This window comes from Streptomyces sp. NBC_01275, assembly GCF_026340655.1.
Classification (GTDB): domain Bacteria; phylum Actinomycetota; class Actinomycetes; order Streptomycetales; family Streptomycetaceae; genus Streptomyces.
In genome coordinates this window covers 2,631,317-2,655,194 of sequence record NZ_JAPEOZ010000001.1, presented here as the reverse complement: position 1 = coordinate 2,655,194, position 23,878 = coordinate 2,631,317, and the positions used below count along the sequence as shown (strand labels likewise).

At 73.1% G+C, this 23,878-nt stretch carries 7 protein-coding genes and 1 pseudogene; 2 read left to right on the top strand and 6 right to left on the bottom strand.

From position 1 onward, the window contains the following. Positions 1-120 precede the first annotated feature (120 nt). A complete protein-coding gene (locus tag OG562_RS11375) occupies positions 121-4,002 on the bottom strand; it encodes a carboxypeptidase regulatory-like domain-containing protein (protein ID WP_266396337.1) in 3,882 nt (1,293 codons plus the stop codon). A gap of 132 nt (positions 4,003-4,134) precedes the next feature. Next, the gene (locus OG562_RS11370) at positions 4,135-7,965 is read right to left on the bottom strand and encodes a S8 family serine peptidase (protein ID WP_266396335.1); all 3,831 of its coding nucleotides are present in this window, start codon (positions 7,963-7,965) and stop codon (positions 4,135-4,137) included. Positions 7,966-8,239: 274 nt separating this feature from the next. On the opposite strand from OG562_RS11370, the gene OG562_RS11365 reads away from it, so the two are divergent. Next, on the top strand, positions 8,240-9,280 hold the full coding sequence (locus OG562_RS11365; protein ID WP_266396333.1) for a LuxR C-terminal-related transcriptional regulator: 1,041 nt from the start codon (positions 8,240-8,242) through the stop codon (positions 9,278-9,280). A gap of 445 nt (positions 9,281-9,725) precedes the next feature. Next, positions 9,726-12,251 carry a carboxypeptidase regulatory-like domain-containing protein gene (locus tag OG562_RS11360; protein WP_266396331.1) on the top strand — a complete coding sequence of 842 codons (2,526 nt, stop codon included), beginning with the start codon at positions 9,726-9,728 and terminating at the stop codon, positions 12,249-12,251. Between the two features lie 169 nt (positions 12,252-12,420). Here OG562_RS11360 and OG562_RS11355 read toward each other — a convergent pair whose 3' ends face one another. The 4 genes and pseudogenes from OG562_RS11355 to OG562_RS11340 all read right to left on the bottom strand — a co-directional run bounded on the left by OG562_RS11355 (position 12,421) and on the right by OG562_RS11340 (position 23,812). Next, on the bottom strand, positions 12,421-14,091 hold the full coding sequence (locus OG562_RS11355; RefSeq protein WP_266396329.1) for a bifunctional 3-(3-hydroxy-phenyl)propionate/3-hydroxycinnamic acid hydroxylase: 1,671 nt from the start codon (positions 14,089-14,091) through the stop codon (positions 12,421-12,423). Between the two features lie 11 nt (positions 14,092-14,102). Continuing rightward, positions 14,103-14,891 carry an arylamine N-acetyltransferase gene (locus OG562_RS11350; RefSeq protein WP_266396328.1) on the bottom strand — a complete coding sequence of 263 codons (789 nt, stop codon included), beginning with the start codon at positions 14,889-14,891 and terminating at the stop codon, positions 14,103-14,105. A gap of 61 nt (positions 14,892-14,952) precedes the next feature. Continuing rightward, positions 14,953-18,060: pseudogene (locus OG562_RS11345) on the bottom strand (beta-ketoacyl synthase N-terminal-like domain-containing protein); the annotation flags it as partial. Positions 18,061-18,136: 76 nt separating this feature from the next. Next, positions 18,137-23,812 carry a type I polyketide synthase gene (locus OG562_RS11340; RefSeq protein ID WP_266396326.1) on the bottom strand — a complete coding sequence of 1,892 codons (5,676 nt, stop codon included), beginning with the start codon at positions 23,810-23,812 and terminating at the stop codon, positions 18,137-18,139. Positions 23,813-23,878 lie beyond the last annotated feature (66 nt).

The following is a 23,878-nucleotide window of genomic DNA, read 5'->3' as shown; positions in this document are numbered from 1 at the left end:
GATTCCGATGGATGCGTGGTGTGGCGGAGGTAGTGGCTGCGTGACCGTGACGCTCGACGAGGGGAGCCGGGGCCGGCACGGATGTCGTGTGCCGGCCCCGGACTCCCGCCCGGTCAGGAGTCAGGAGCGTGGTCGGGCCGTGGTGACCTTCATCGAGACCGGTACCGGCGGAACCGTGTACGGCGTGTCGTGGACGAGGGCGAGTGCGGCCGTGTAATGGCCGGGGCGCCGGGTCTCGGGCAGGGTCGCGTCGAGGGTGAGCCGCAGGGTGACGGCCGAGTGCGGCGGGACGGTGAGCGTGGTGGTCTCCTCGTCGAGCCAGGTGATGTCGTCGGCCTCCGTTTGGCTGTAGCCGGGCAGGAGTTCGGTGGTGGTGACGGCGTTGGCGTCGCCCCAGCCGGTGCTGCCGCCGATCTTGTACAGGCCGGCCGCCGCGGCGCCGCGGTAGGTGGGGGTGGTGTTGTCCGGGAGCCGCTGCCAGGCGTCGGCGCCCGGGTCGTAGGACCAGGTGGCCGCGGTGATGTCCGCCGTGGCCTGGGTGGCGACGGAGCCGCCGGTGAGCAGCAGTCGGCCGCCCGCGGTGGTATAGGCCGCGCCCCATACGCCGGTGGGCAGCGAGGCGACCGGTGACCAGGTGTCGTCGGCCGGGTCGTAGGAGTAGACGTCGTCGACGACGCCCGTGCCGGGGGAGTTGCCGCCGGCGCACACGACGTGACCGTCCAGTCCGCCGCAGGCGAGATAGGCGATCGGCAGCGGGTACGGCGCCAGGCTCCGCCAGCTGTCGGTCGCCGGGTCGTAGGCCTGGACGGCCGTGACCCCGCAACTGGCGGCGCAGCCGCCGACCATGTACAGCCGGCCGCCGAGGACGGCGCTGCCGGCCAGGGAGTACGCCTCGGGAGCGGCGGCGCCGCTGGACCAGGTGTCGGTCGCCGGGTCGTAGACGGCCACCGAGGTGACGGCCTGGCCGGCTTCGTTCTTGCCGCCGGCTACGTACCACTTGCCGTCGACGAAGCCGTGGACGGGACCGCGCCGTGCTTCTGGGGCGTCGGCGCGCCGGACCCAGGCGGCGGAGGTGTCGTTCGCCGTCGTGTCGTAGGACCACAGGCCCTTGTCGACGGTGTCGTCACCCTCCATTCCGAAACCCGTGTACACCGTTCCCCGGTAGGCGTCGGCCGCGTTGTCGATGACTCCGTAGGCGATGTCGGGAGCGGGCTGCCACTCCCCTGCCTGCGGCGGGGTCGCGGTCGCGTCGGCGGACTCCTGGATCCGGACGGTGGCCGGGGCGCCGCCGGTGTTGCGGACGGTGACCTTGGCGCGGGCCGTGGTGTCCTGCCGTACCGAGGCGGAGACGGCCGACGGGGTGGCGGTGATCCGGCCGGCCGGGAGGGCGAGATCCGTGGTCCGGACGTCGTCGCGTGCGACGCTCGCGGTCACGGTGCGGTCCGCGTACAGGGACTTGACCGCCGTCAGCTTCACGGTGCCGGTGCGGCCGTGGTCGCCGGTCGGCGCGAACAGCCAGTACAGGCCGTCCGCGGTGGCCGGGTCGGTGGGCGTCGGGACGGACACGGCGGGCGAGGTGCCCGTGGCAACGGCGGTGACCTCGGCGCCGTTGACCGGTTCCTCGGTGTTGGCGTCCCGGGTGTGGCCGACGACCAGTCCGCCCGGGACCTTGTCGTAGGTGCGGTCGCCGACGAAGACGTCGTCCACCGCCCACCACCAGCCGTAGCTGCCGGTGAAGTGGAAACGCAGTCGGACCGTGGAGCGGCCCGTGTAGTCGGGCAGGGGGATCTCGACGTGGGCCGGGCCGTCCACCGAGTCCGTGGTGTGCCGCCAGACGGTGGTCCAGGTGGCGCCGTGGTCGGTGCTGACGTCGACGGTCGCGCTCTGCCCGTCGTAGCCGCGGTAGGCGGTGTCGAACGCGACCCGGGGGGCGGTGCGGTCGGTGAAGTCGTAGTCGGGGCTGATGAGTTGGCTGTCCTGGGAGACGCCGCCGCCGTAGTGGTCGCTGTCCACGACGGCGAACGCGCCCTTGCCGCCGGTGGTGTTGCCGCGCGCCCCGGGGTCGTCGAACGTCCAGCCGCCGGTGGACGAGTCGGCGTCGGCCACCCGCCAGCCGTCCGGTGCGGCTGTGGTCCCGGTGAACGGCTCGGTCGGGCCCGAGCGGTGCACCTCGTAGCCGGGGGCCAGGGCCGCTTCCTCGTCCACGGGTACGGCGACGTCGGCCTGCACCGCACGCCCCGCGACCCTCGCTTGCCGGGTCGTCGCCCGGTATCCGGGGTAGGCCGTGGCGATGTGCAGCGTGTAGGTGTGACCGGTCGGCAGGGACACCGAGTACCGGCCGGTGGCGGGATCGGTCCACACCGGGTCCAGAGGCGTGCCGTCCACCGTGATCGCCGCGTAGAGCGGCCAGCCGTGCCCCGATCCGTCGGTGACGGTTCCGGAGACGGTCCGGCTGGGCACCGCAGTGACGGTGAGGTCGCGGGCGAGGTCGGTGCCGTCGTCGACGCGGACTTCGCCGGGTGTGGCGGTGGCGTAGCCGTAGGCGTCGACCGTCAGGTCGTACGTTCCCGTGGGCAGCGTCAGGGCGTAGCGGCCGTGGGCGTCGGTGCTGGTGCGGTGGTCGTCGCCGGCGGAGACGGCGGCGCCGGGCACCGGTCGGCCGGTGCGGGCGTCGGTGACCGTGCCGGTGATCCGGCCGTGCGGGCCCATGCGGAAGGCGGTGAGTCCGTTCGGCGTGCCGAGCCCGGTGGGGCCGTCGTACCCGGTGGTCGCGGTGCACAGGTAGGCGGGATCGCAGGCGCCGTTGGAGCCGTCCGTGACGTCGTTGAGCGCTTCGTCGGCCGCGGAGTAGGGGTAGGCGTTGGGCTCGGTGTCCTGGGCGGCACGACCGGCGGCGGCGTAGACGCCCGCGACGAGGGGCGCCGAGGCGCTGGTGCCGCCGTAGACGCCCCAGCCCGCAGAGCCGTAGCTGTCGTACACGGCCACACCGGTGTCCGGGTCCGCCACGGCCGACACGTCGGCCACGGTGCGGTGGTCGCAGCCCGGGTCGTGCTGGAACGCGGGCTTGGGCAGGTAGCGGGAGCAGCCCGATCCGGTGCCGTAGCCGTCGTGCGACCACACCGACTCCGACCAGCCGCGTGCCGCGCCGGCGTCCCGGCGCAGACTGGTGCCGCCGACCGCGGTGACGTGGGGTGAGGCGGCCGGGAAGGACACGCCGGCGTCGTCGTCGCCGGACGAGGCGACGATCGCCACCCCCGGGTGGTCGTAGTAGGCGTCCCAGGCGGTCTCGGCCGGGTCCTCGTCGAAGAGGTCGTACCGGGTGCCGTAGGAGTTGGAGACGACGTCGGCGCCCAGGGTGACGGCCTGCCGCACAGCTGCGCCGAGGCTCTCGATGGTGGCGTCGTCCGCCTCCACCAGCAACAGACGGGCGTTCGGGGCGGAGGCCGACACCATGTCGAGGTCGAGCGCGGCCTCGCCGGCCCAGCCTGCCTCGGGCTCCGGATAGTCGGCGCCGCCGCGCTGGTCGACCTTGGTGAAGCAGCCGTCCGCGCTCGTGCAGGCCGGAAGGCCGAACTGGGCGCGGTAGACGGCCAGGTCCGCTTCCGCGGCGGGGGCGTCCTGGGCGACGACCACGGCGACGGTCAGGCCCTCCCCGCCGTCGTCGGGCAACGCGTAGGCGGCCCGCAGGTCGGCCGGGCCGAAGCCGGGGGGCGCCTGCGCGGCCACGGCGCCGGACCGTTTCGCGGACGAGCCGGTGCGCCGGATGGCGAAGCAGGTCGCCTCTCCGGGCGAGGGCGTGCCGCACAGCGACTCGGTGCCGTCGGCCTTCGGCGAGGAGGCAGAGACGGAGGAGACCGAAGCGGGGAGCGCTGTTCGATCGCCGGCGGAGGCGTCCGCCGCACCCGCCGTGGCCACGATCGCGGCGCTCAGGGCGACCGCCGCGATCCGGTTCCCGAGGCGCGGGCCGCTCGGGCCGGGACGTCTGAGGGGTGGTATGTGCACCGACATTCTTCTCTCTTTCACGAGCACCCCTGTGCGAGATCGTCGGCCAGGGGTACGTCGGAGGGGTGGACGCGGACGGGCGCCGCCCGGCGGTCGTGCGGGGACCGCCGGGCGGCTTCGGTCACGCCGGGGTCATCCGGCGATTCCCGCGGCCCGTACGACGGTCTGCGTCACGGTGTTGCCGCGACTGTCACCGGCCTGGACGCGCAGCGTGAGGTACTGCGCCGAGGCGGGCGCGTGCAGACGCAGGCTCACCTTGCCGTTGCCCCGGCCGCTGAGACGTGCCGTCGTCCAGGTGGCGCCGTCGTCGTAGGACAGCTCGACCTTGCGGGTGTTGAGCGCCGCGTTGGAGCCGCCCCGCAGGTGCAGTGGAGTGACGAGCAGGGAGGCGTCGGCGGCAGCCTTGCCGTCGTCGGACGTCGGCAGGGTGTAGTCCACCTGGACGAGCGGGAGTCGCTCGCTGTCGTCGGCGTTCCTGGGCGCCGCTGAGGTGAACGTCCACTCGGTGCGTGTGGCGGTCGAGTAGGGGAAGGCGGCCGTGGCGGTACGGGTCGCCGTGTGCACCAGACGGTAGGCGCCCTTCTTCGCCGGCACGGTCGCGCTCACCCCGGCGCCGCCCTCGCCGACCAGGGTGTCGCCCCGGTACAACGAGGTCTCCTGGGTGGTGTCGGAGCTGCCGAAGGCGGCGTAGTTGGCGTGGCCGCCGCCGGAGTCGCCCCAGGACGGGATGACGACGTTCACCTCGTCGCCGGTGCGCACGGGCAGTTGGACGCTGTCGTTGATGCGGGGGCGCACCACGGGTCCGAACCACTCCACGTCCGTGGTCCTGCCCGCCGGATAGGCGACGGATCCTGACGCGCTGTAGGACAGGGACTGAAGCTCGCCCTCCTCGGTCCACGAGAACGTGCTGTCGGTGCTGACGTAGTCGGTGCGGTGCGCACCGGCCGTGCTCAGCCGGTTGACGCCGACCTGGTACCCGGTCCAGGGGTGGACGTCGTAGCGGTTCTCGTACACCTCACGGCCGGTGGGGTTGTGGAAGGTGGTCTCGACCCGGGCCAGTTGACCGGTCGTGGGCGCGTAGACGGGGTCGGCGGGGATGCGGCCCTTCCAGGTGCGGACCAGGTCGTACAGGTAGTCCGTGTCGGGGCGGGAGACGGCCCGCAGCGGCACACTGCCGGTCGTGCTCGCGTCCACGCGCGCCATGAGCTTGTCGCCCTCCGTGCGGGACAGGCCCACCACCTCGATGGAGGACTTGATGACGGGCTCGCGCAGTCGTCCGTCGAGGTCGTTGACGAACAGCAGCAGCTTCACGCCCGCGGCCTGCGCGGCCCTGATCTGGTCGTCCGCCGTGTCCTCGTCGTCGGAGTCCCAGCGCACCACGGCGGCCTTGCCGGCGGCGTCGATGCCTTTGTAGTCCTCCGCGAGACCGTCGCCCGGGTGGATCACGTCGAGGCTGTAGTCGTCCTCGGGCAGCTTCGCCGAGCCGGGCATGATCCACAGGTCGTCGAACTCCTGCCCACCGGCGGTCACCGACAACAGCGGCTCCTGGTTGCGCCAGCGGGCGGTGACGTACTGCTCGCCGTCACTGGGCGCGCTCGTGGGCGCCGTCCAGACGCTGTCGTAGCCGTCGTCGATCAGCGAGTTGTCGGCGACCGAGGAGCCGTCCTCGAACTCGCGGTAGTAGTCCAGGCGCCGGGAGAAGTTCTCGGTCTTCCTCGGCGTGACGGTCCTGACCTCCTTGAGCTTCGTGCCGTCCAGCACGAGGTCGGTGGCGCCGGTCACCTTCACCTGGGGGATGACCATGCGGGCGTATCCGGCCGAGGCGGCGCCGTGCGTGCCCTCCACCCGGAAGTCGGCGTAGACGGTGTAGAGGCCCGGCGGCAGCAGTTCGTCGGACCGGCCCTCGCCGTAGAGGTAGGTGCCCGCGTACTCGTCGCCCTTGCGGTAGAAGGTGAGGACGCCGTACGTGGCCTCCCCGGAGCGGCCGGTGACCTCGGTGCGGACGTGGAACAGCTGCTGGCGGGTGCTGACGCCGAGCAGGGTGCGGGTCAGCGCGGCGCCCTCGGCGGACGCCGTCAGCCGTCCGGTCCAGCGCTGGAGGTCGCCCGCCTTGTCCAGGTCGGTGGTGACCGTGGCGGTCGCGGTGCCGTGCGCGGGGACCTCGACGCGGCCGGGGGAGACGGTGAAGACGCCGTCGGGAACGCCCGGGGCGTCCACGGCGAGGTCCACGGTGACGGCCTGGTCGCCGGTGTTGGTCCAGGTCGCGGTGGAGCGGACCGGACCCTTCACCGTGCCCGTGCCCGTGCCCGTGCCCGTGCCCGTGCCCGTGCCCGTGCCCGTGCCCGTGCCCGTGCCCGTGCCCGTGCCGGGCGAGTGGATGCCGGCGTCGATCTTGCCGGTGGCGGTGAGCGTCGCCTTGGCCGCCGCGGCGGCGTCAACCCGGCCGTTGCCGCCGTCGTCCGCGCTGATGTCGGGAGTGGGCTTGACGGTGCTGACCAGGGCGTCCTTGATGCGGCTGCCGGTCCAGTCCGGGTGCGCGGCGGCGACCAGCGCGGCCACACCGGCCACGTGCGGGGTCGCCATGGAGGTGCCGCTGTGGCTGATGTAGTAGCCGGAGCCGTCACTGGCGTACTGCGACCTGGCGGCCAGGATGCCGACGCCGGGCGCGGTGATCTCGGGCTTGAGGGCGTCGTCGCCGTAGCGGGGGCCACGGCTGGAGAAGTCGGCGATGGCGTCGGAGGAGTCGACCGCGCCGACGGTGAGGGCCGCGTCGGCGGTGCCGGGCGACCGGACCGTCTGGGCGCCGGGACCGTCGTTGCCGGCGGCGATGGTGAACAGGGCGCCGGTCTCGGCGCTCAGCTCGTTCACGGCCCGGGCTAGCACGGTCTCGCCGTCGGCGTTCTCGCTGCTGCCCAGGCTCATGCTGATGACCCGGGCGTGGACGTCGCGGGCGGCCCACTCCATGCCGGCCAGGATCCAGGAGTCGTAGCCGTAGCCCTCGTTGGAGAGGACCTTGCCGACGTGCAGGTCGACGCCGGGTGCGACGCCCTTCTCCTTGCCGTCGGAGGCGGCGCCGCTGCCGGCGATGGTGGAGGCGACGTGCGTGCCGTGGCCGTGGCGGTCGGTGACGTCCTGGCCGGGGACGAAGCTCTCGCTGTCCTCGACCGCGTCCTTCAGGTCGGGGTGGCCCGGGTCGTAGCCGGTGTCGAGGACGGCCACGTCGACGCCGTCCCCGGTGTTGCCGCCCGCCCAGACCTCGGGGGCGCCGATCTGGGCGACCGAGTCGCTGAGGGCGGCCTCGGCCTTGCCGTCGAGCCAGACCTTGGCGACGCCCCCGTGGAAGACCGCGTCGGCGTCGGTGTCGGGCGCCTTCGCGGAGTCGGAGTCGGAGTCGGACCCGGTGCCGGTGCCGGTGAGCGCGCTCCACAGGGCGTCGGTGTCCTCGCGGTCCGCGGCGAAGGCCACCCCGTTGACGCTGGTGAGGGGACGTACGTCCGTGACGTCGCCCGGCATGGCGACGGCGCGCCCGCGCAATGCGGAGGCGGACGCCTCCTTGCCGCCGTAAGTGACGATGAGGGGCAGGTGTTCGAGCGCCGCGTCGTCGTAGCCGTCGGCCACGAGAGCGGAGACGTTGAAGAGCTGGTCGTCCAGGGCGCCGGACGCCAGGTAGGCGCGGGCGGAGTCGGGATAGACGTAGGTGTCGCCGCCCACGGTCAGCACGCGGGCGCCGGCGGGCTCACCGTCGGGCCCCTGAACGGTGAGCGTGCCGGGGGCGTCGCCCGTGCCGGGGGAGACGGTGACCTTGTCGCCGGTGACCAGGGTGACGACGGATGCGGCAACGTTGTCAGCAGCGCGGGCGGCGCCGGCCGGGCTGTCGGACGGCGAGGTGTCGGACGGCGAGGTGTCTGCGGAGGAGGCCACCTGCGGGGTCGCCGCGATGACCAGGAGGGCGGCCGCTGCCACGAGCAGGCGGCGCCTTCTTCCGGACGGGTGGTGTGTCAAAGGATTCCCTCGACTTGAATGACGTACCGGCGGATGAATGCGCAGGGCCAGCCGCGTCGTCGGGACTGGTGGGAGCGTGCCCACCTTGACGGTGTCACGTCATATGCGACAAGATCCGGCCGTCGCGGATTCGCGCAATTGCCCACATGCGCTTGCGTCCCGCCAGCGGCGGCGCGGAGATTCGGCAGAGATACGTTCAACACCGATGCGCACTACAGCAGGAGTGTCAGGCTGCATGGATGTGACGTCGGACGACCCCTGGGCAGGAACCGGGCTGGACGCGCTCGGCAGCCGAGTCCTGGAGTACCTGGTGGGCCACGCCTCCGCCTCTTCCCGCACCGTGGCGGACGCGGTCGGCGCGCCGCTCGAAGACGTCGAGACGGCACTGCGGTCTCTGGAGGACGCACTCCTGGTCATCCCCATCGCCGGGCGGCCCCCGCGGTGGAAGGCCGGCCCGCCACGTTCGTCCCTGGGCTCCCTGCTGGCCCGCAGACGCGCCGAACTGGCCCAGGCCGAGCTGTACATGGAGCAGCTTCACGAGATCTACGACTTGGCGGCCCGCCCGCAGGCTCCGCACCTGGTGGAGGTCCTGGACGACAACGAGGAGGTCGCCGCACGCTATGCGCATCTCCTCAAGGGCAGCACCCACGAAGTACTGCACCTGGCCAAGCCGCCCTATGTGACCGGGCCCGCAAGTGCCTCCGGCCATGGGGACGCCGCACAGCCGGAGTTCCGCGAGGGATTACGGCTGCGGTCGGTCTACGACACCGAGGGCTTCACGGACGCGGTGTCACTGGAGACGGCGCTGCGGGGCAGCGCCGGAGGCGGCGAGTTCCGGCTCAGCTCCCGACTTCCCGTCAAACTGGTCCTGTTCGACCGGACCGCCGCACTCCTGCCCCTGTACGACGACCGCCCCTCGGCAGGATCCCTCGAGGTCCGCTCGCCTGCCCTCATCGGCGCACTCGCCGCGCTGTTCGAGGCCATCTGGGAGCACGCGGTGCCGGTGTCACTGGAGAGTCGGCAGGACTGGCCGGCCCCCCGCCAGGCCCGGGAGACGACGCGGATCGACGAACGAACCCAGGCGATCCTCGACCTCATGGCGACCGGGATGAAGGACGACGCCATCGCCCGGGTACTCGACATCAGCCGCCGCACCGTGCAGAAGCACGTGAGCGAGGCCGGCAGCGCACTGGGCGCCAGAACACGCTTCCAGATCGCCCTTCGCGCGGCCGAACGAGGCTGGCTGCCGCTGGAAGCACCGCACTCGAACGAGTAAGGGCCTCCCTGAATCAGTTTGCTGCTGTTCTCGCATTGCTGCTGTTCTCGCGCTGCTGCTGTTCTCGCGCTGATGTGGTTCTCACGTTGATGTGGTCTTCAAAGGGAAACGGAAAACACCCGGTGAAGCGGAGTCCGGAATTGCGAGAGAGCGATTTCATTCTGCTGTCCACTCGTCTGGTCCGGCAAGGGCGAACCCTGCGGCATATGTGATCCTGCGCAAGTGAGAAGCCGGTCTGCGGGCCCGCCCAGATCCGGGGTTGACAGGCCGTCAATCGGCATCGGCTAATTGAGCGCCCGCACTTCACGTGTATTCGCTTTCCGCCGGCCCGTGTCGAGGGCCCAGTCATGATTGGCGACTTGTGTCGATATCCACTCGTGCGAGAGGCGCGTTCCCTGCCTTTCGCATATTCCATCGCGGCGCGGCGATTCTCGGTGTCGCGACCATGGCGCTACTGGGCGTCCAGCCCCTCGCGCACGCCGCGCCGCCCACGTTCGCTCAGGCCATCACCAGTACGGCCCGGGACGCAGCCGACGCCGAGCCCGACCTGGCGCCCGTCTGCGGTGCCCCGGCGAAGGGGCACGCGGCGTGCTACGCCATGCGCGCGACGGACCAGCCGGCCACGATGCGGCTGAGCCTGGCCGAGGTTCCCGCGGGGCTGGGTCCGCAGGACATCCAGAGCGCCTACAACCTGCCCGCCGACGGCGGCTCCGGCCAGACCATCGCCATCGTCGACGCCTACGACAACCCCAACGCCGAGGCGGACCTGGCCGTCTACCGCAGCCAGTACGGCCTGCCGCCCTGCACCACCGCCAACGGCTGCTTCAAGAAGGTGGACCAGCGCGGCGGCACCGACTACCCGCGCTCCAGCGACGCATGGGCCGGGGAGATCGCCCTCGACCTGGACATGGTCTCCGCGGCGGCCCCGGAAGCCGACATCCTGCTGGTGGAGACCGACAACGACGATCTGAGCAACCTCGCCGCCGGTGTGGACGAGGCCGTGGCCCTCGGCGCCAAGTACGTCTCCAACTCCTATGGCAGGACCGGTGACTACCCGACCGATCTGGCCACCTACGGGTCCTCCTACGACCACCCCGGAGTCGCCGTGGTCGCGGCGAGCGGCGACAACAAGTACGGCGTCTCCTTCCCCGCGACCCTCCCCTCCGTGACCGCGGTCGGCGGCACCACCTTGACGGCCGACCCGGCCGGCGCCCGCGGCTGGTCGGAGACCGTCTGGGCCAGGGACTCCTACGGCCCGGGCTCCGGGTGCGCGTCCCAGCAGACGAAGCCGGACTTCCAGCAGGACCCCGGCTGCACGGGACGAAGCGTCGCCGACGTCTCAGCCGTCGCTGACAACGTTGCCGTCTACCTGACCTACGGCTCACAGGGCAAGGGCTGGCAACGCTTCGGCGGCACCAGCGTCGCGACACCGCTGATCGCCTCCGTCTACGCGCTGGCCGGGCCCCCGCGCCCCGGCACCTCCCCCAACTCCTATCCCTACGCGGCGAACGGCGTCGGTCTCAACGACATCACCACGGGGTCGAACGGAACCTGCTCCGTCGCGTACCTGTGCAACGCCGGCGCCGGCTACGACGGTCCGACCGGCCTGGGCACCCCGGCCGGCCTGGCCGCCTTCCGCAGCGGACCGCACGGCACCCTCTCCGGGACGGTCAGGGACGCGGTCACCGGCAAGCCGGTCGCCCACGCGACCGTCGGGTCCGGGCTGGACATCGCCACGACCGACACGCAGGGGGCGTACACGATCGACCTCCCCGCGGGCACGGTCAAGGAGCTGACGGTGAAGGCCTTCGGCTACACGACGACCACGCCGGTCACCCTCGACATCGCGGACGGCCAGACCCTCACCCGCGACTTCGGACTCTCCCCCATCCCCCGCGAGCGCGTCCACGGCACCGTCAAAGACGGGTCGGGACACGGCTGGCCGCTCTACGCACGACTCACCGTGAACGGGTCCCCCGAAGCCCCGGTCTGGACCGACCCGGTCACCGGCGCATACGACATGGCCCTGCCGAAGGGGAGCGACTACACGCTGAACGTCACCGCCGCCCTGCCGGGCTACGAACCCCTGGCACGGAAGGTGACGGTGCGCGGCAGGTCCGTCACCGCGCATGTCGCTCTGACCGCCGATCCCGACGCGGCCACCGCCGTCGGCTACCGGCCCGAACTCGCCGACCACGCCGAAACGTTCGACTCCACCGCGACCGCGCCCCAGGGCTGGAGCGTGGTGAACGCGGCCGGTACCGACAACGGATGGGAGTTCGACGACCCGACCCAACGCGGCAACTCCACCGGCGGCGAGGGCGCCTTCGCCGTCGTCGAGAGCGACAACGGGCCGATCGGACCGCATCAGGACAGTCAGCTCATCAGTCCTGAGTACGACCTGTCCGCCGCGCAGTCGGCGGAACTCACCTTCAGGACCGCGTACCTGTACAACCCCAACCAGCAGCACATGACCGTGGACGCCAGCACGGACGACGGCGCCACCTGGGAGAACGTCTGGACCGGGCCGCGGATCAGCGACTCCGCGCAGCGCCTGACCGCGCACGTCCCGCTCCGGCGGTTCGCAGGGCACGAAGCCGTGCGGCTGCGCTTCCATTTCATCGCCGACTGGGGCTACTTCTGGGCACTCGACGACGTGAACGTCCAGACCCGCGTCCTCGTGCCCGCGCCGGGCGGCCTGACCGTCGGCACGGTACGAGACGCCCGAAGCGGCGCCGGCGTGGTCGGTGCCACGGTCGGCGACACCGCGGACCCGGACGAGGCCGCCCTCACCACGGCCACGCCGGAGGACCCGGCCGTCGGGGACGGCTTCTACACCTTGTTCTCGGCGAACCCGGGCCCGCACACCCTCCGGGTCACGGCGTCCGGTTACGCAGAGCTGACCCGGACGACGACGGTTCGCCGCGATCGGGTCAGCCGCAGGAACCTCACTCTCAGGCCGGAGGCCTGACCACGGCACCGACGACCCGGCACGTCCACGCCCGCGGCTAGGGTCCTGCCTCGGAAGGATCCTGCCAGGGCATGAACGCCGCGACCGGACCGCCGCGACCGGACCGCCGCCTCGTAGGCGGCGGTCCGGTCGCATCAGACGGCGATGCCGCAGAGCCCGGTCACTGCGGTCAGTGCGTCAGCGCGCCCACCTCCAGTCGCCGCCCGAGGTCCTCGAGGAGGGTGGAGCAGTCCTCGGGGGTGTCGGACTGGCCGAAGACGTAGAAGTCGGGGCGGACCAGGACCGCGTGGGCGCCGGCGTTCGCCAGGTAGGGCAGGTAGACGCCGTCCACGTCGGCGACCACGACGGTGGCGTCGGACGCGTCGCCGGTCGTACCGGAGGCGTCTCCCGCCGTACCGGAGACGCCGGAGTCCGCCGGGACCACCGTCACGACTCGCACGTCCAGGCTTTCCAGGGTGCCCAACGCCTCCGGGGTGAGGTGTGGGCGGGGGTCCTCGGTGGTGAGGAGGGTGAAACCGGTGCCGAGCGTCTCGTCGAAAAGGGTGGTGCGGCCGTTTCGGCGTACTCGGGCCTGGGGGGTCAGGCTGCCGGTCAGGCGGTGGGAGCGGGGCGAGCCGGCGGGGGTGCGCAGCAGGCCGTCGCGCAGGGGGTGCACCGGGGCCTGCGGCGCGCCCCGGCCCACCCCGCGCTCCCGGGCGGCCAGCATCGCCATGTCCCGGTCCGCCGCGGCGACGGGGTCGAGTTGGCAGATGACCTTGCCGAGGTCCACCGACATCCGCACCGCGTGCCGGACATGGGCGGCACGCTCCGTGACGTAGGTGTCGAGCAGGGTTTCGTCCGCTCGGCCGCGCAGTACCAGGTCGAGCTTCCAGGAGAGGTTCGCCGCGTCCCGGATGCCCGAGCACATGCCCTGTCCGGCGAACGGCGGCATGACGTGCGCGGCGTCGCCGGCGATCAGCATCCGCCCGGAGCGCCAGCGCTCCGCCCACCGGGACCGGAAGGTGTAGACGGCGTGCCGCAGCAGGGTCGCGTTCTGCGGGGTGACGTCGAAGAGCTCCAGCAACCGCCAGGCGCTTTCCGGGGTGTTGAGCTGCTCCAGCGACTCGCCGTCGAGCCGCATGAACTCCCAGCGCCGGTGTCCCGGCCCCGCCGACGCCTCCGTGCGCGGCCGGGCCGGATCACAGATCTGCAGGTTGTTCGGGTCGAAGGCGCGTTCCTCGTGCAGGACGACGTCGCAGATCAGCCAGTCGTGGGCGAAGTCCAGATCGTGCAGCGCGCCGCCGACGCGCTCCCGGACGAAACTGTTCGCCCCGTCGCAGCCGACGAGCATCCGCGCCGACAGTACGCGCCGCCCGCCGTCCGGGCCGACGCAGGTCAGCTCGACGTGGTCGCCGAGGTCGGCCGCGTCGACCGCCTCGTGCCCGCGCAGCACCCGCAGCGTGGGCAGCTGTGCGCCGCGCGCGGTCAGCGCGCTCTCCAGCGCGGGCTGGTACATCGACGTCGAGTCGGGCCAGTGGCACCAGCCCCGCTGCGCCCCCTGGATGTCGAGCAGGACCTTGCCGTCCCCGTTCTGCCAGACGTACCGGCCGGAGGGCTCGGTCTCGGTCGCGATGTACTGCGTCAGCCCGATCGAGGCCAGCACGCGGGCGGCCTCGCTGTCGAACGCCACCGCCCGCGACATCGTGTACGGCTCGGGCCACCGGTCGACCACTGTGACCGCCCAGCCCTGCCGGGCCAGCATGATCGCCAACGTCTGGCCCACCGGCCCGTCGCCGACGACCAGCACGTCCGCGTCCCACCTCTGGGCGCCAGTGCCGACAGCACCAGTCTCAGTGTTCATGTCCATGCCCCTCAGGCGTCCTGGCGCAGCACATGCCGTACGACGGACTCGTATTCGTCGGTCTTCGCCAGCACCCGCGCCTGGTCCTTGCCGTCCTCGGCCCGCAGGTAGCGTCGGCCTACGAGGAGCAGCTGGCCGGTGTCGTAGACGCGGCCGTAGATCAGCGTGCCGGCCCGGATCATCTCGCCGGCCCAGTGCCAGTACGGGTCGTCGTTCTCGCCGCTGGCGATGGCCTTCCACTCGGACAGCGCGCGCTCCTGGAGGGTGAAGCGGTAGACCGCCTGCCAGTCGCCGTCGGCGGGCCGCCGCTGGAGCACGAGGTGGTCGCCGTCGCCGACGACCCGGTAGTCGAAGCCGTTCTGGCGCTGCACCTGCGCCGAGACCCGCACCGGCTCGGTGAACGACGGTCCGGCGAAGCCCACGTCGACGAGCCACTCCTCGCCGTCCAGGCGGACCAGGCTCAGCATGTGCTCCAGGTCGGGCCCGAACTGGTCGCCCGCGCCGCGCACGCCGGAGGAGACGACCGTGACGTCGTAGCCGAGTTCCGTGAGCAACGCGCGGAACAGACCGCTGAGTTCGTGGCAGATGCCGCCGCGGCCCTCGGTGATCAGCGCCTGGAAGAAGACGTCCGCTCCCGCGTCGACGTCGTCCCAGATCGCCAACCCCTTCGCCGCGTTGCGGGAGTTGTCGAACGGCACCGTCATCATGTGCCTCTTGTGCAGCTCGCGGAGGTTGTCGGCGGTGGGGGCGAGGGTTCCGGTGTAGCCGAGATGCTTGAGATACGTGTCTACGTCGAACATGGGTCGGTCGGTCCTTTCGGAGAGGTGAACCGTGGTGGTCCGGGGGGCAGCGGGGCCGGGGTCAGGGGGCTGTGGGGGTGAACACCAGTTCCTCCAGGCGGTCCGCGAGCATCGCGGGGGTGGGGTGGTCGAAGAGCAGCATCGGGTTCGCGTCGATGCCGCAGATCTGGTTGATCCGGTTGCGCACCTCGACCGCGGTGAGGGAGCTGAAGCCGAGGTCGAAGAAACCGGTGTCCTCGTCGAACTCGTCGGTGTTCTCGTGGCTCAGCGCGGCCGCGGCCAACTCGATGACAAGGGCGATCAGTTCCTTGCGGCGCTCCTCGGCGGGGCGTTCGGCCAGCCGTTCCACCAGCGACCGTTCGGCTTCCGCCTGTTCCGCGAGGGGCTGCGGCTCCTGTTCCTCGACGGCCTGAATGGTCTCGGCGGTGTTGTTCTGCGGCACGACGGTCCTCTCCAGCCAGTAACGCTTGCGTTCGAAGGGGTAGGTGGGCAGGGGCACGTGGCGGGGGTGCGGAGGCACGGCGAGGGAGCGGCCGCGGACATGGAGCGCGGCCAGCGCCCCGCGCACCGACAGCGGCTCGTCCGCGTCGCGGCGCACCGAGGGCACCGCCTCGACGGCGCCGGCGACGTTCTCGTGGACCATCGCGGTGAGCGTGTCGCCGGGTCCGACCTCGAGGAAGGTGCGCACGCCTTCGGCGTCGAGGGTCCGCAGGGTGTCCCGGAAGCGGACGGTGGCCCGCACCTGCCGTACCCAGTACTCGGCGGTCACCAGGTCGTCGCCCTCGGCGAGCCGGCCGGTGACGTTGGAGACCACGGGGATCCGCGGCGCGGCGTACGTCAGTCCGCGCGCCGCCCGCGCGAACTCCTCCCGCATGGGGTCCATCAGCGGGGAGTGGAACGCGTGCGAGACCTGGAGGCGTTTGGTGCGGCGGCCGGCGGCGCGCAGTCCGTCGGCGATCTCCAGGACCTTCTCCCGGGCGCCGGAAAGCACCAGCGACGAGGGGCCGTTGACGGCGGCGACGCTCACCTCGTGCTCGTGCCCGGACAGCAGCGTGGCGATCTCCTCCTCGTCGGCGCGCACCGCGACCATCGCCCCGGGGGCCGCCAGGGCCTGCATGAGCCTGGCCCGGGCAGCGACCAGAGCGGCGGCGTCGCCCAGCGAGAGCACCCCGGCGACGTGCGCGGCGGCGATCTCGCCGACCGAGTGCCCGGCCACCAGGTCGGGTTCGACGCCCCAGGAGGCCAACAGCCGGAACAGCGCCACCTCGAAGGCGAAGAGAGCCGGCTGGGTGAACTCGGTACGTTCCAGCAGCCTCGCCCGAGCCGAGCCGGGTTCCGCGAAGACGACCTCGCGCAGGGGGCGCGCCAGCCGGGGGTCCAGCTCCGCGCACACCACGTCGAACACCTCGGCGAACTCCGGGTGCCGGGCGTGCAGTTCACGGCCCATGCCGACGCGCTGACTGCCCTGGCCCGAGAAGAGGAAGGCCAGTTGCCCGTCGGCGACCCGGCCGGTCACGACCAGCGGCGACGACTCGCCCGCCGCCAACCTGCGGGCCCCGTCGAGCAGTTCGTCCCGATCGGCGCCGATCAGCACCGCGCGGTGCTCCATCGCCGTCCTGGTGGTCGCCAGCGCCCGGCCGAGCGCCGCCGCGTCCAGCTCCGGGTGCGCCTCGGCGTGCGCGGCCAGCCGGTCCGCCTGCGCGGCCAGGGCCGTCGGCGTACGGGCGGACAGCACCCAGGGGACGACGTGCCCACCGACAGCGGCGGGGGAGGGGCTGGTGGCGGTGGTGGGCTGCGGGGCCTGCGGGGCCTGCTCCACGATGACGTGGGCGTTCGTGCCGCTCACTCCGAACGCCGAGACCCCGGCCCGGCGGGGCCCCGCCGTCGTAGGCCAGGGGCGGGCCTCGCGCAGCAGCCGTACCGTGCCCGCCGACCAGTCCACGTGCGGGGTGGGCTCGTCGACGTGGAGGGTCTGCGGCAGTACGCCGTGGTGCAGGGCCAGGACCGCCTTGATGACGCCCGCGACCCCGGCGGCGGCCTGGGCGTGGCCGATGTTGGACTTGAGCGAGCCCAGCCACAGCGGCCGGTCGGCGTCCCGGCCTCGGCCGTAGGCGTTGAGCACGGCCTGCGCCTCGATCGGGTCGCCGAGCCGGGTGCCGGTGCCGTGGCCCTCGACGAGGTCGACGTCGGCCGGGGACAGCCGGGCGGCGGCGAGCGCCTGGCGGATGACCCGCTCCTGGGAGGGGCCGTTGGGGGCGGTCAGGCCGTTGGACGCGCCGTCGGAGTTCACCGCGCTGCCGCGGACCGTGGCCAGCACCGGATGGTTGTTGCGCCGGGCGTCGGAGAGCCTCTCCAGCAGGAGCAACGACATGCCCTCGGACCAGCCGGTGCCGTCCGCGCCGGCCGCGAACGCCTTGCACCGCCCGTCGGGGGACAGCCCGCGCTGCCGCGAGAACTCCACGAACGTGCTCGGCGTGGCCATCACCGCCACCCCGCCCGCCAGCGCCAGGTCGCACTCGCCCGACCGCAGCGACTGGGCGGCCAGGTGCAGCGCCACCAGGGAGGAGGAGCAGGCCGTGTCGACGGTCACCGACGGGCCCTCCAGGCCCAGGTGGTAGGAGACCCGGCCGGAGACGAGGCTGCCCGCCACGCCCGCGCCCTGGAAGCCCTCCACCTCCTGCGGCACCTGCGCGAGCCCGGTGCCGTAGTCGTGGTACATGACGCCCGCGAACACCCCGGTGCGGCTGCCGCGCAGCCCGGCCGCGTCGACCCCGGCGCGTTCCAGCACCTCCCACGCCGCCTCCAGGAACAGCCGCTGCTGCGGGTCCATCGCCAGGGCCTCGCGGGGCGAGATGCCGAAGAAACGGGCGTCGAACTCGCCCGCGTCGTGCAGGAAACCGCCCTCACGGGTGTAGCTCCTGCCGCGGGCGTCCGGGTCGGGGTCGTAGAGCGCCTCGACGTCCCAGCCCCGGTCCTCGGGGAAACCGGTCACGGCGTCCCGGCCCTCCGCCAGGAGCGTCCACAGGTCCTCGGGGGAGCGGACCCCGCCGGGCAGCCGGCAGGCCATGCCCACGATGGCGATCGGCTCGCGTGCGCTGTCGGCCGCGGCCTCGATCTCCTTCCTCAGCCGCTCGTTCTCGAGCAGGGAAGCGCGCAGGGCCTCGACGACGGCGCTGTCATGCGTGTCCATTGTCTTCTCCGTCCTTTCTGTCATCTCCGCCTTCTCCGGCATCTCTCGTCGTCCCTCAACGGCCGTTGTCGTCTAGGGCCTTGGCGATGAGGCTCGCCACGCTCATCGAGGCGATCTCGCTCTCGGACCCGGGCTCGGATCCGGAGTCGGGCTCGGGATCCTCCGCCTCCGTGCCGTCGGCCAGGTGCAGCAGGGGCGTCAGGACGCCGAGGGCGCGCAGCTGTCGTAGGGACACGGACGCCAGGGTGCGGCGCAGTCGTCGTTCGCGGTCGGTGTCGATCACCTCGTCCTCCAGGTCTGCGGTCGGCGGGGGCGCGGCGGGCGTCGTCGGCTCCGTGGGCTCGGGGAAGAGCCGGTCGTGCAGTTCGCGGGCCGCCGCCGCGGCGGTCGGGTGGTCGAAGACGAGGGTGGCGGGGAGCCGGACCCCGGTCGCGGCGGCGATCCGGTTGCGCAGGTCGACCGCCGAGAGCGAGTCGAAGCCCAGCTCCTTGAACGGCCGGTCGGGATCGATCACTTCGGGGCTCTCGTGTCCCAGCGCCTGCGCGGCCAGCGTGCGGACCAGACCGCCGACGCGGCGCAGCCGCTGGGCGCCGGGCAGCCGTTCCAGGTCCCGGACGAGAGAGCCGGCGGGCGCCTGCTCCGCCTCCGCCCGACGCCGGCCGGGGGGCGCCAGGCCCCGCAGCACCGCGGGCACGTTCTCCGCCCGCCGCAGCGCGGCGAGATCGAACGCGGCCGGTACGAGGGTGACGAGGGGGGAGCCGGAGCGGGCGTCGTGAGCGTCTTGGGCGTCGTCGGTCGTCGCGGCCAGCGCCCGGTCGAACAGGGCGAGCGCCTGGTCCGCGGGCAGCGGCAGCACATAGCGTCCGCGCGCCTCCCGGCCGCCGTCGCGCAGCCCCCGGGTCATCTCGCTCGCGTGGTCCCACAGCCCCCAGGCCAGCGAGGTCGCGGGCAGGCCCGTGGCGCGGCGGTGGGCGGCGAGGCCGTCCAGGAAGGCGTTGGCGGCCGCGTAGTTGGCCTGCCCGGCGCTGCCGAGGGTGCCGGCCGCGGAGGAGAACAGCACGAACGCGGCGAGGCCGGTGTCCCGGGTCAGCTCGTGCAGATGCCAGGCGCCGTCGGCCTTCGGCGCGAACACGGTGTCCAGCCGCCGCGGGTCCAGCGCCGTGACCACGCCGTCGTCGAGCACACCGGCGGTGTGGATCACCGCGGTCAGCGGATGCTCCCCGGGGACCGCCGCCAACAACTCCGCCACGGCGCCGCGATCGGCTACGTCGCATGCGGCTACCGTCAACTCGGCTCCGAGCGCGGTGAGTTCGGCGCGCAGTTCGGACGCGCCCGCGGCCGCCGCGCCTTGACGACTCGTCAGCAGCAGGTGTCGTACGCCGTGTCGCACCACCAGATGCCGGGCCAGCAGCGCGCCCAGCGCGCCCGTGCCGCCGGTGATCAGGACGGTGCCCTCGGGAGTGAACGGCCCACTGTCGGGGGCGGGTTCGGCGAGGACGGGTTGGGCGAGGACGGGTTCGGTGGGGGCGAGTTCGGTGAGGCGGACCCGCGTCAGCCGTGGCACGAGCGCCGTGCCGGCCCGCAGGGACACCTGCGGCTCGCCGCTCGCGACCGCGGCCGACAGCAGACGACGGGAGTCCGCGTCGACGTCCACCAGCACGAACTCACCGGGATGCTCCGCCTGCGCGGCCCGCACGAGCCCCCATACCGCGCTCGCCGCAGGATCCGTCTCGGCCCCCCGCGTCAGCACCACCAGCGGCCCGCCGCCCGGTTCGCGCAACTTCGCCTGTACGGCGTCCAGGGCCGCGGCGCTCAGTGCCCGGGTCCGCTGCGGCGGGGCGGCGTCGCTCTCGTCGGTGAGGCCGGTCGTGGGGGTGAGGTCGAGTACCCGGTCGGGCTCGGGAGCCGGGCCCTCGGGCAGGGCGAGGGGCGTCCAGTCCAGGCGGAACAGCGGATCGCCGGCCGGGGCGGCGGACGCGAGCCGTTCCGTGTGGACGGGCCGGGTCGCCAGGGAGCCGATCGTCGCCACGGGCGCGCCCGTGCCGTCGGCGAGGTCCACGCGCAGCGCGCCGGTGTCGGTGAGCCGCAGCCGCACCCGCAGGGCGGTCGCGCCGGTGGCGTGGACGGCGACCGACCGCCAGGCGAAGGGGAGTTCCGGCTTCTGCCCGTCCCGCGCGGGATGCAACGCCGCCGCCTGAAGCGCCGCGTCCAGCAGCGCCGGGTGCAGTACGAAGCCGTCGGCGGGTGCGCCGGGGAGCGTGGGGAGCGCGGAGACGTCTGTCGGCTGGGGGAGCTCCGCCTCGGCGAACACCTCGTCGCCGCGTGTCCATGCGGCCCGCAACCCGCGGAACAGCGGGCCTAGTTCGAGACCGTTGTCCTCCTGCCGCTCGTAGAAGCCGTCCAGCGCGACGGGATCGGCGCCGACGGGGGGCCAGACGCGCAGCTCCTCGGCGGGCGGCCGGGCGGTGGACAGGAACCCGGTGGCGTGCAGGGTCCACTCGGTGTCCGGTCCCACTCCGTCCGGGCGGGAGTGGATCGTCAGGCGGCGCAGTCCCCCGGCGTCGGCCCCGGGCTCCGGCCCGGAGCCGGCCCTGGCATCCGCCCCGGAGCCGACGCCGGTCTCGGTCGCGCCCACGGCGACCCGGAGTTGGACCCCGCCGTGCTCGGGCAGGACCAGCGGCGCCTCGATCACCAGCTCGTCGACGACGACGCCGGCGGCGACCTCGTCACCGGCCCGGACCGCCAGGTCCACCAGGGCCGTGCCGGAGAGCAGCACCGTTCCGCCGACGGCGTGGTCGGCGAGCCACGGCTGGTCCTTCACCGAGATCCGCTGCGCGAACACCACGCCCCCGGACCCCGGCAGCGCGATCGACGCCCCGAGCAGCGGATGCCCGGTCGAGCCGACCCCGAGCACGTCGAGGCCGGCCGTGCGCACCGGCTCCACCCAGAAGCGCCGGTGCTCGAAGGGGTAAGGGGGGAGCGGCGGGAGCGGCGGGAGCGGTTCGAGGGCGCCGGTCGCCGGGAGTACGGCCGCCCAGTCGACGGCGTGGCCCCGGGTGTGCAGCCGGGCGACCGCCCCGAGCAGCGACCGCGTCTCGGGCCGCCGCCGGGCGAGCGCGGGCACCGCGTCCAGCGAGCCCCCGGCGTCCACCGCGTCGGCGGTCTCCCGTACGAGGGCGGTCAGGGTGTCGCCGTAGCCGATCTCCAGGACCGTGGTCACGCCCTCGGCCTGGAGTGTGCGTACGGCGGTGGCGAACCGGACGGCGGCGCGGGCGTGCCGTACCCAGTAGGCGGGCGTGGCGAGTTCGGCCGGGTCGGCCAGGGCGCCGGTGACGTCGGAGACCAGCGGCACCGTGGGCGCGTGGTAGGCGAGTCGTGCCGCGGTACGGCCGAACTCCTCGAGCATCGCGTCGATGTGGGGCGAGTGGAAGGCATGGCTGACGACGAGCCGTTTGGTGCGCCGGCCCTGCGCGCGCAGCCGTTCGGCGAGGGCGAGCACCGTCTCCTCGTCGCCGGAGAGCACGACCGACTCGGGGCCGTTCACGGCGGCGATCGAGACCTCGGACTCATGCCCCGCCAGCAGCGGCAGCACCGCCTCCTCCGGCGCCGCGACGGCCACCATCGCGCCCGTGGCGGGCAGCGCCTGCATCAACCGGCCCCGGGCGGCGACCAGCAGGGCCGCGTCCGGCAGCGAGAACACCCCCGCGACGTGCGCCGCGGCGATCTCCCCGATCGAGTGCCCGACCAGCAGGTCCGGCCGTACGCCCCATGTGCCGAGGACCCGGGCGAGCGCGACCTCCAGGGCGAACAGCGCGGGCTGGGTGTAGGCGGTGGCGTCGAGCGACTCCGCGGCCGGGGTGCCCGGTTCGGCGAACACGACGTCCCGCAGCGGGGTGTTCGCATGCGGATCCCGGTGGGGGGCGAGATGCCGGTCCAGTTCCGCGCAGATCTCGTCGAAGGCCGCCGCGAACGCGGGGAGTTCCCGGTACAACTCGCGTCCCATGCCCAGCCGTTGGCTGCCCTGCCCGGCGAACGCGAAGGCGAGTCGGCCTGTCGTCGCCCGTCCCGTCGTCATGTCGGCGGTCTGCCTTGCGTCGGCCAACGCCGCGAGCTCCGACAGGAGTTCGGAGCGGTCGGCACCGAGGACGACGGCGCGGTGGTCGAGAGCGGAGCGCCGCAGCAGCGATCCGGCGACGTCCGCCACGGCCGTGTCGGGGTTGCCGGTGACGTGGTCGTGGAGCCGACGGGCCGTCGTCGACAGGGCGGTCGGGGTCTTCGCGGACAGCACCCAGGGCACGAGTGCGGTCGACGGCGGTTCCTGCCGGGGGGACGCCGACTCCGTTTCTGTGAACGTCTCTTCGATGACCACGTGGGCGTTGGTGCCCGTCGCGCCGAAGGCGGAGACGGCGGCTCGGCGGGGGCGGCCGGGGTCGTTCCAGGGGCGGGGTTCGGTGAGGAGTCGGACGGTGCCGGCGGACCAGTCGACGTGGGGGGTGGGTGCGTCGACGTGGAGGGTCTGGGGCATGGTCCGGTGGCGTAGGGCGAGGACGGTCTTGATGACGCCGGCCAGTCCTGCGGCGGCCTGGGTGTGGCCGATGTTGGACTTGAGGGAGCCGAGCCAGAGCGGTCGTTCGGGGTCCCGGCCCTTGCCGTAGGTGTTGATGACCGCCTGGGCCTCGATCGGGTCGCCGAGCCTGGTGCCCGTGCCGTGGGCCTCGACGAGGTCGACGTCCTGGACGTCGAGCCCGGCGTTGGCGAGGGCCTGGCGGATGACGCGCTGCTGGGAGGGGCCGTTGGGTGCGGTGAGGCCGTTGGACGCGCCGTCCTGGTTGACGGCCGTGCCACGGACGGTGGCGAGGACGGTGTGGCCGTTGCGGCGGGCGTCGGACAGCCGCTCGACGAGGATGACGGTGACGCCCTCGGACCAGCCCGTACCGTCCGCCGCCGCCGCGAAGGCCTTGCTGCGGCCGTCGGGGGACAGCCCCCGCTGCCGCGCGAAGTGCACCATCGCGTCCGGCGTGCCCATCACGGCCGCACCGCCGGCCAGCGCCAGATCGCACTCGCCGGAGCGCAGCGACTGCACCGCCAGATGCAGCGCCACCAACGACGAGGAACAGGCGGTCTCCACGGTGACCGCGGGCCCTTCGAGACCCAGGGTGTACGACACCCGGCCGGACGCCGCGCTGCCCGAGTCGCCGATGCTCAGCAGCCCCTCGAGGTCGCGGGGCGCCTCCCGCAGCGACGGGGCGTAGTCGTGGTACATGACCCCGGTGAACACCCCGGTCCGGCTGCCGTGCAGGGCCGTCGGGTCGATGCCCGCCCGCTCGACGGCCTCCCAGGACAGCTCCAGCAGATGCCGTTGCTGCGGGTTGAGGGACAGCGCCTCGCGGGGCGAGATGCCGAAGAAGTCGGCGTCGAATCCGCCGGCGTCCGCCAGGAAACCGCCTTCACGGGTGTAACTGGTGCCGTGGTGGTCGGGGTCGGGGTCGTAGAGACCGTCGACGTCCCAGCCCCGGTCCTCGGGGAGACCGGTCACGGCGTCGCGGCCCTCCGTCAGGAGCGTCCACAGGTCCTCGGGGGAGGCGACGCCGCCGGGCAGCCGGCAGGCCATCCCCACGATGGCGATCGGCTCCTGCCGCCGGGCCTCGGCCTCCTCCAACCGGGTGCGGGCCTGCCTGAGTTCGACAAGGGTCCGCTTCAGATAGTCACGAAGCTTCTCATCAGTGGCCACGAAAGGGTCCTTTGCGCGGGATCGGAGGGGTGTGGTCGGGGCGTGGTCGGAGGCCTGATCCGAGGG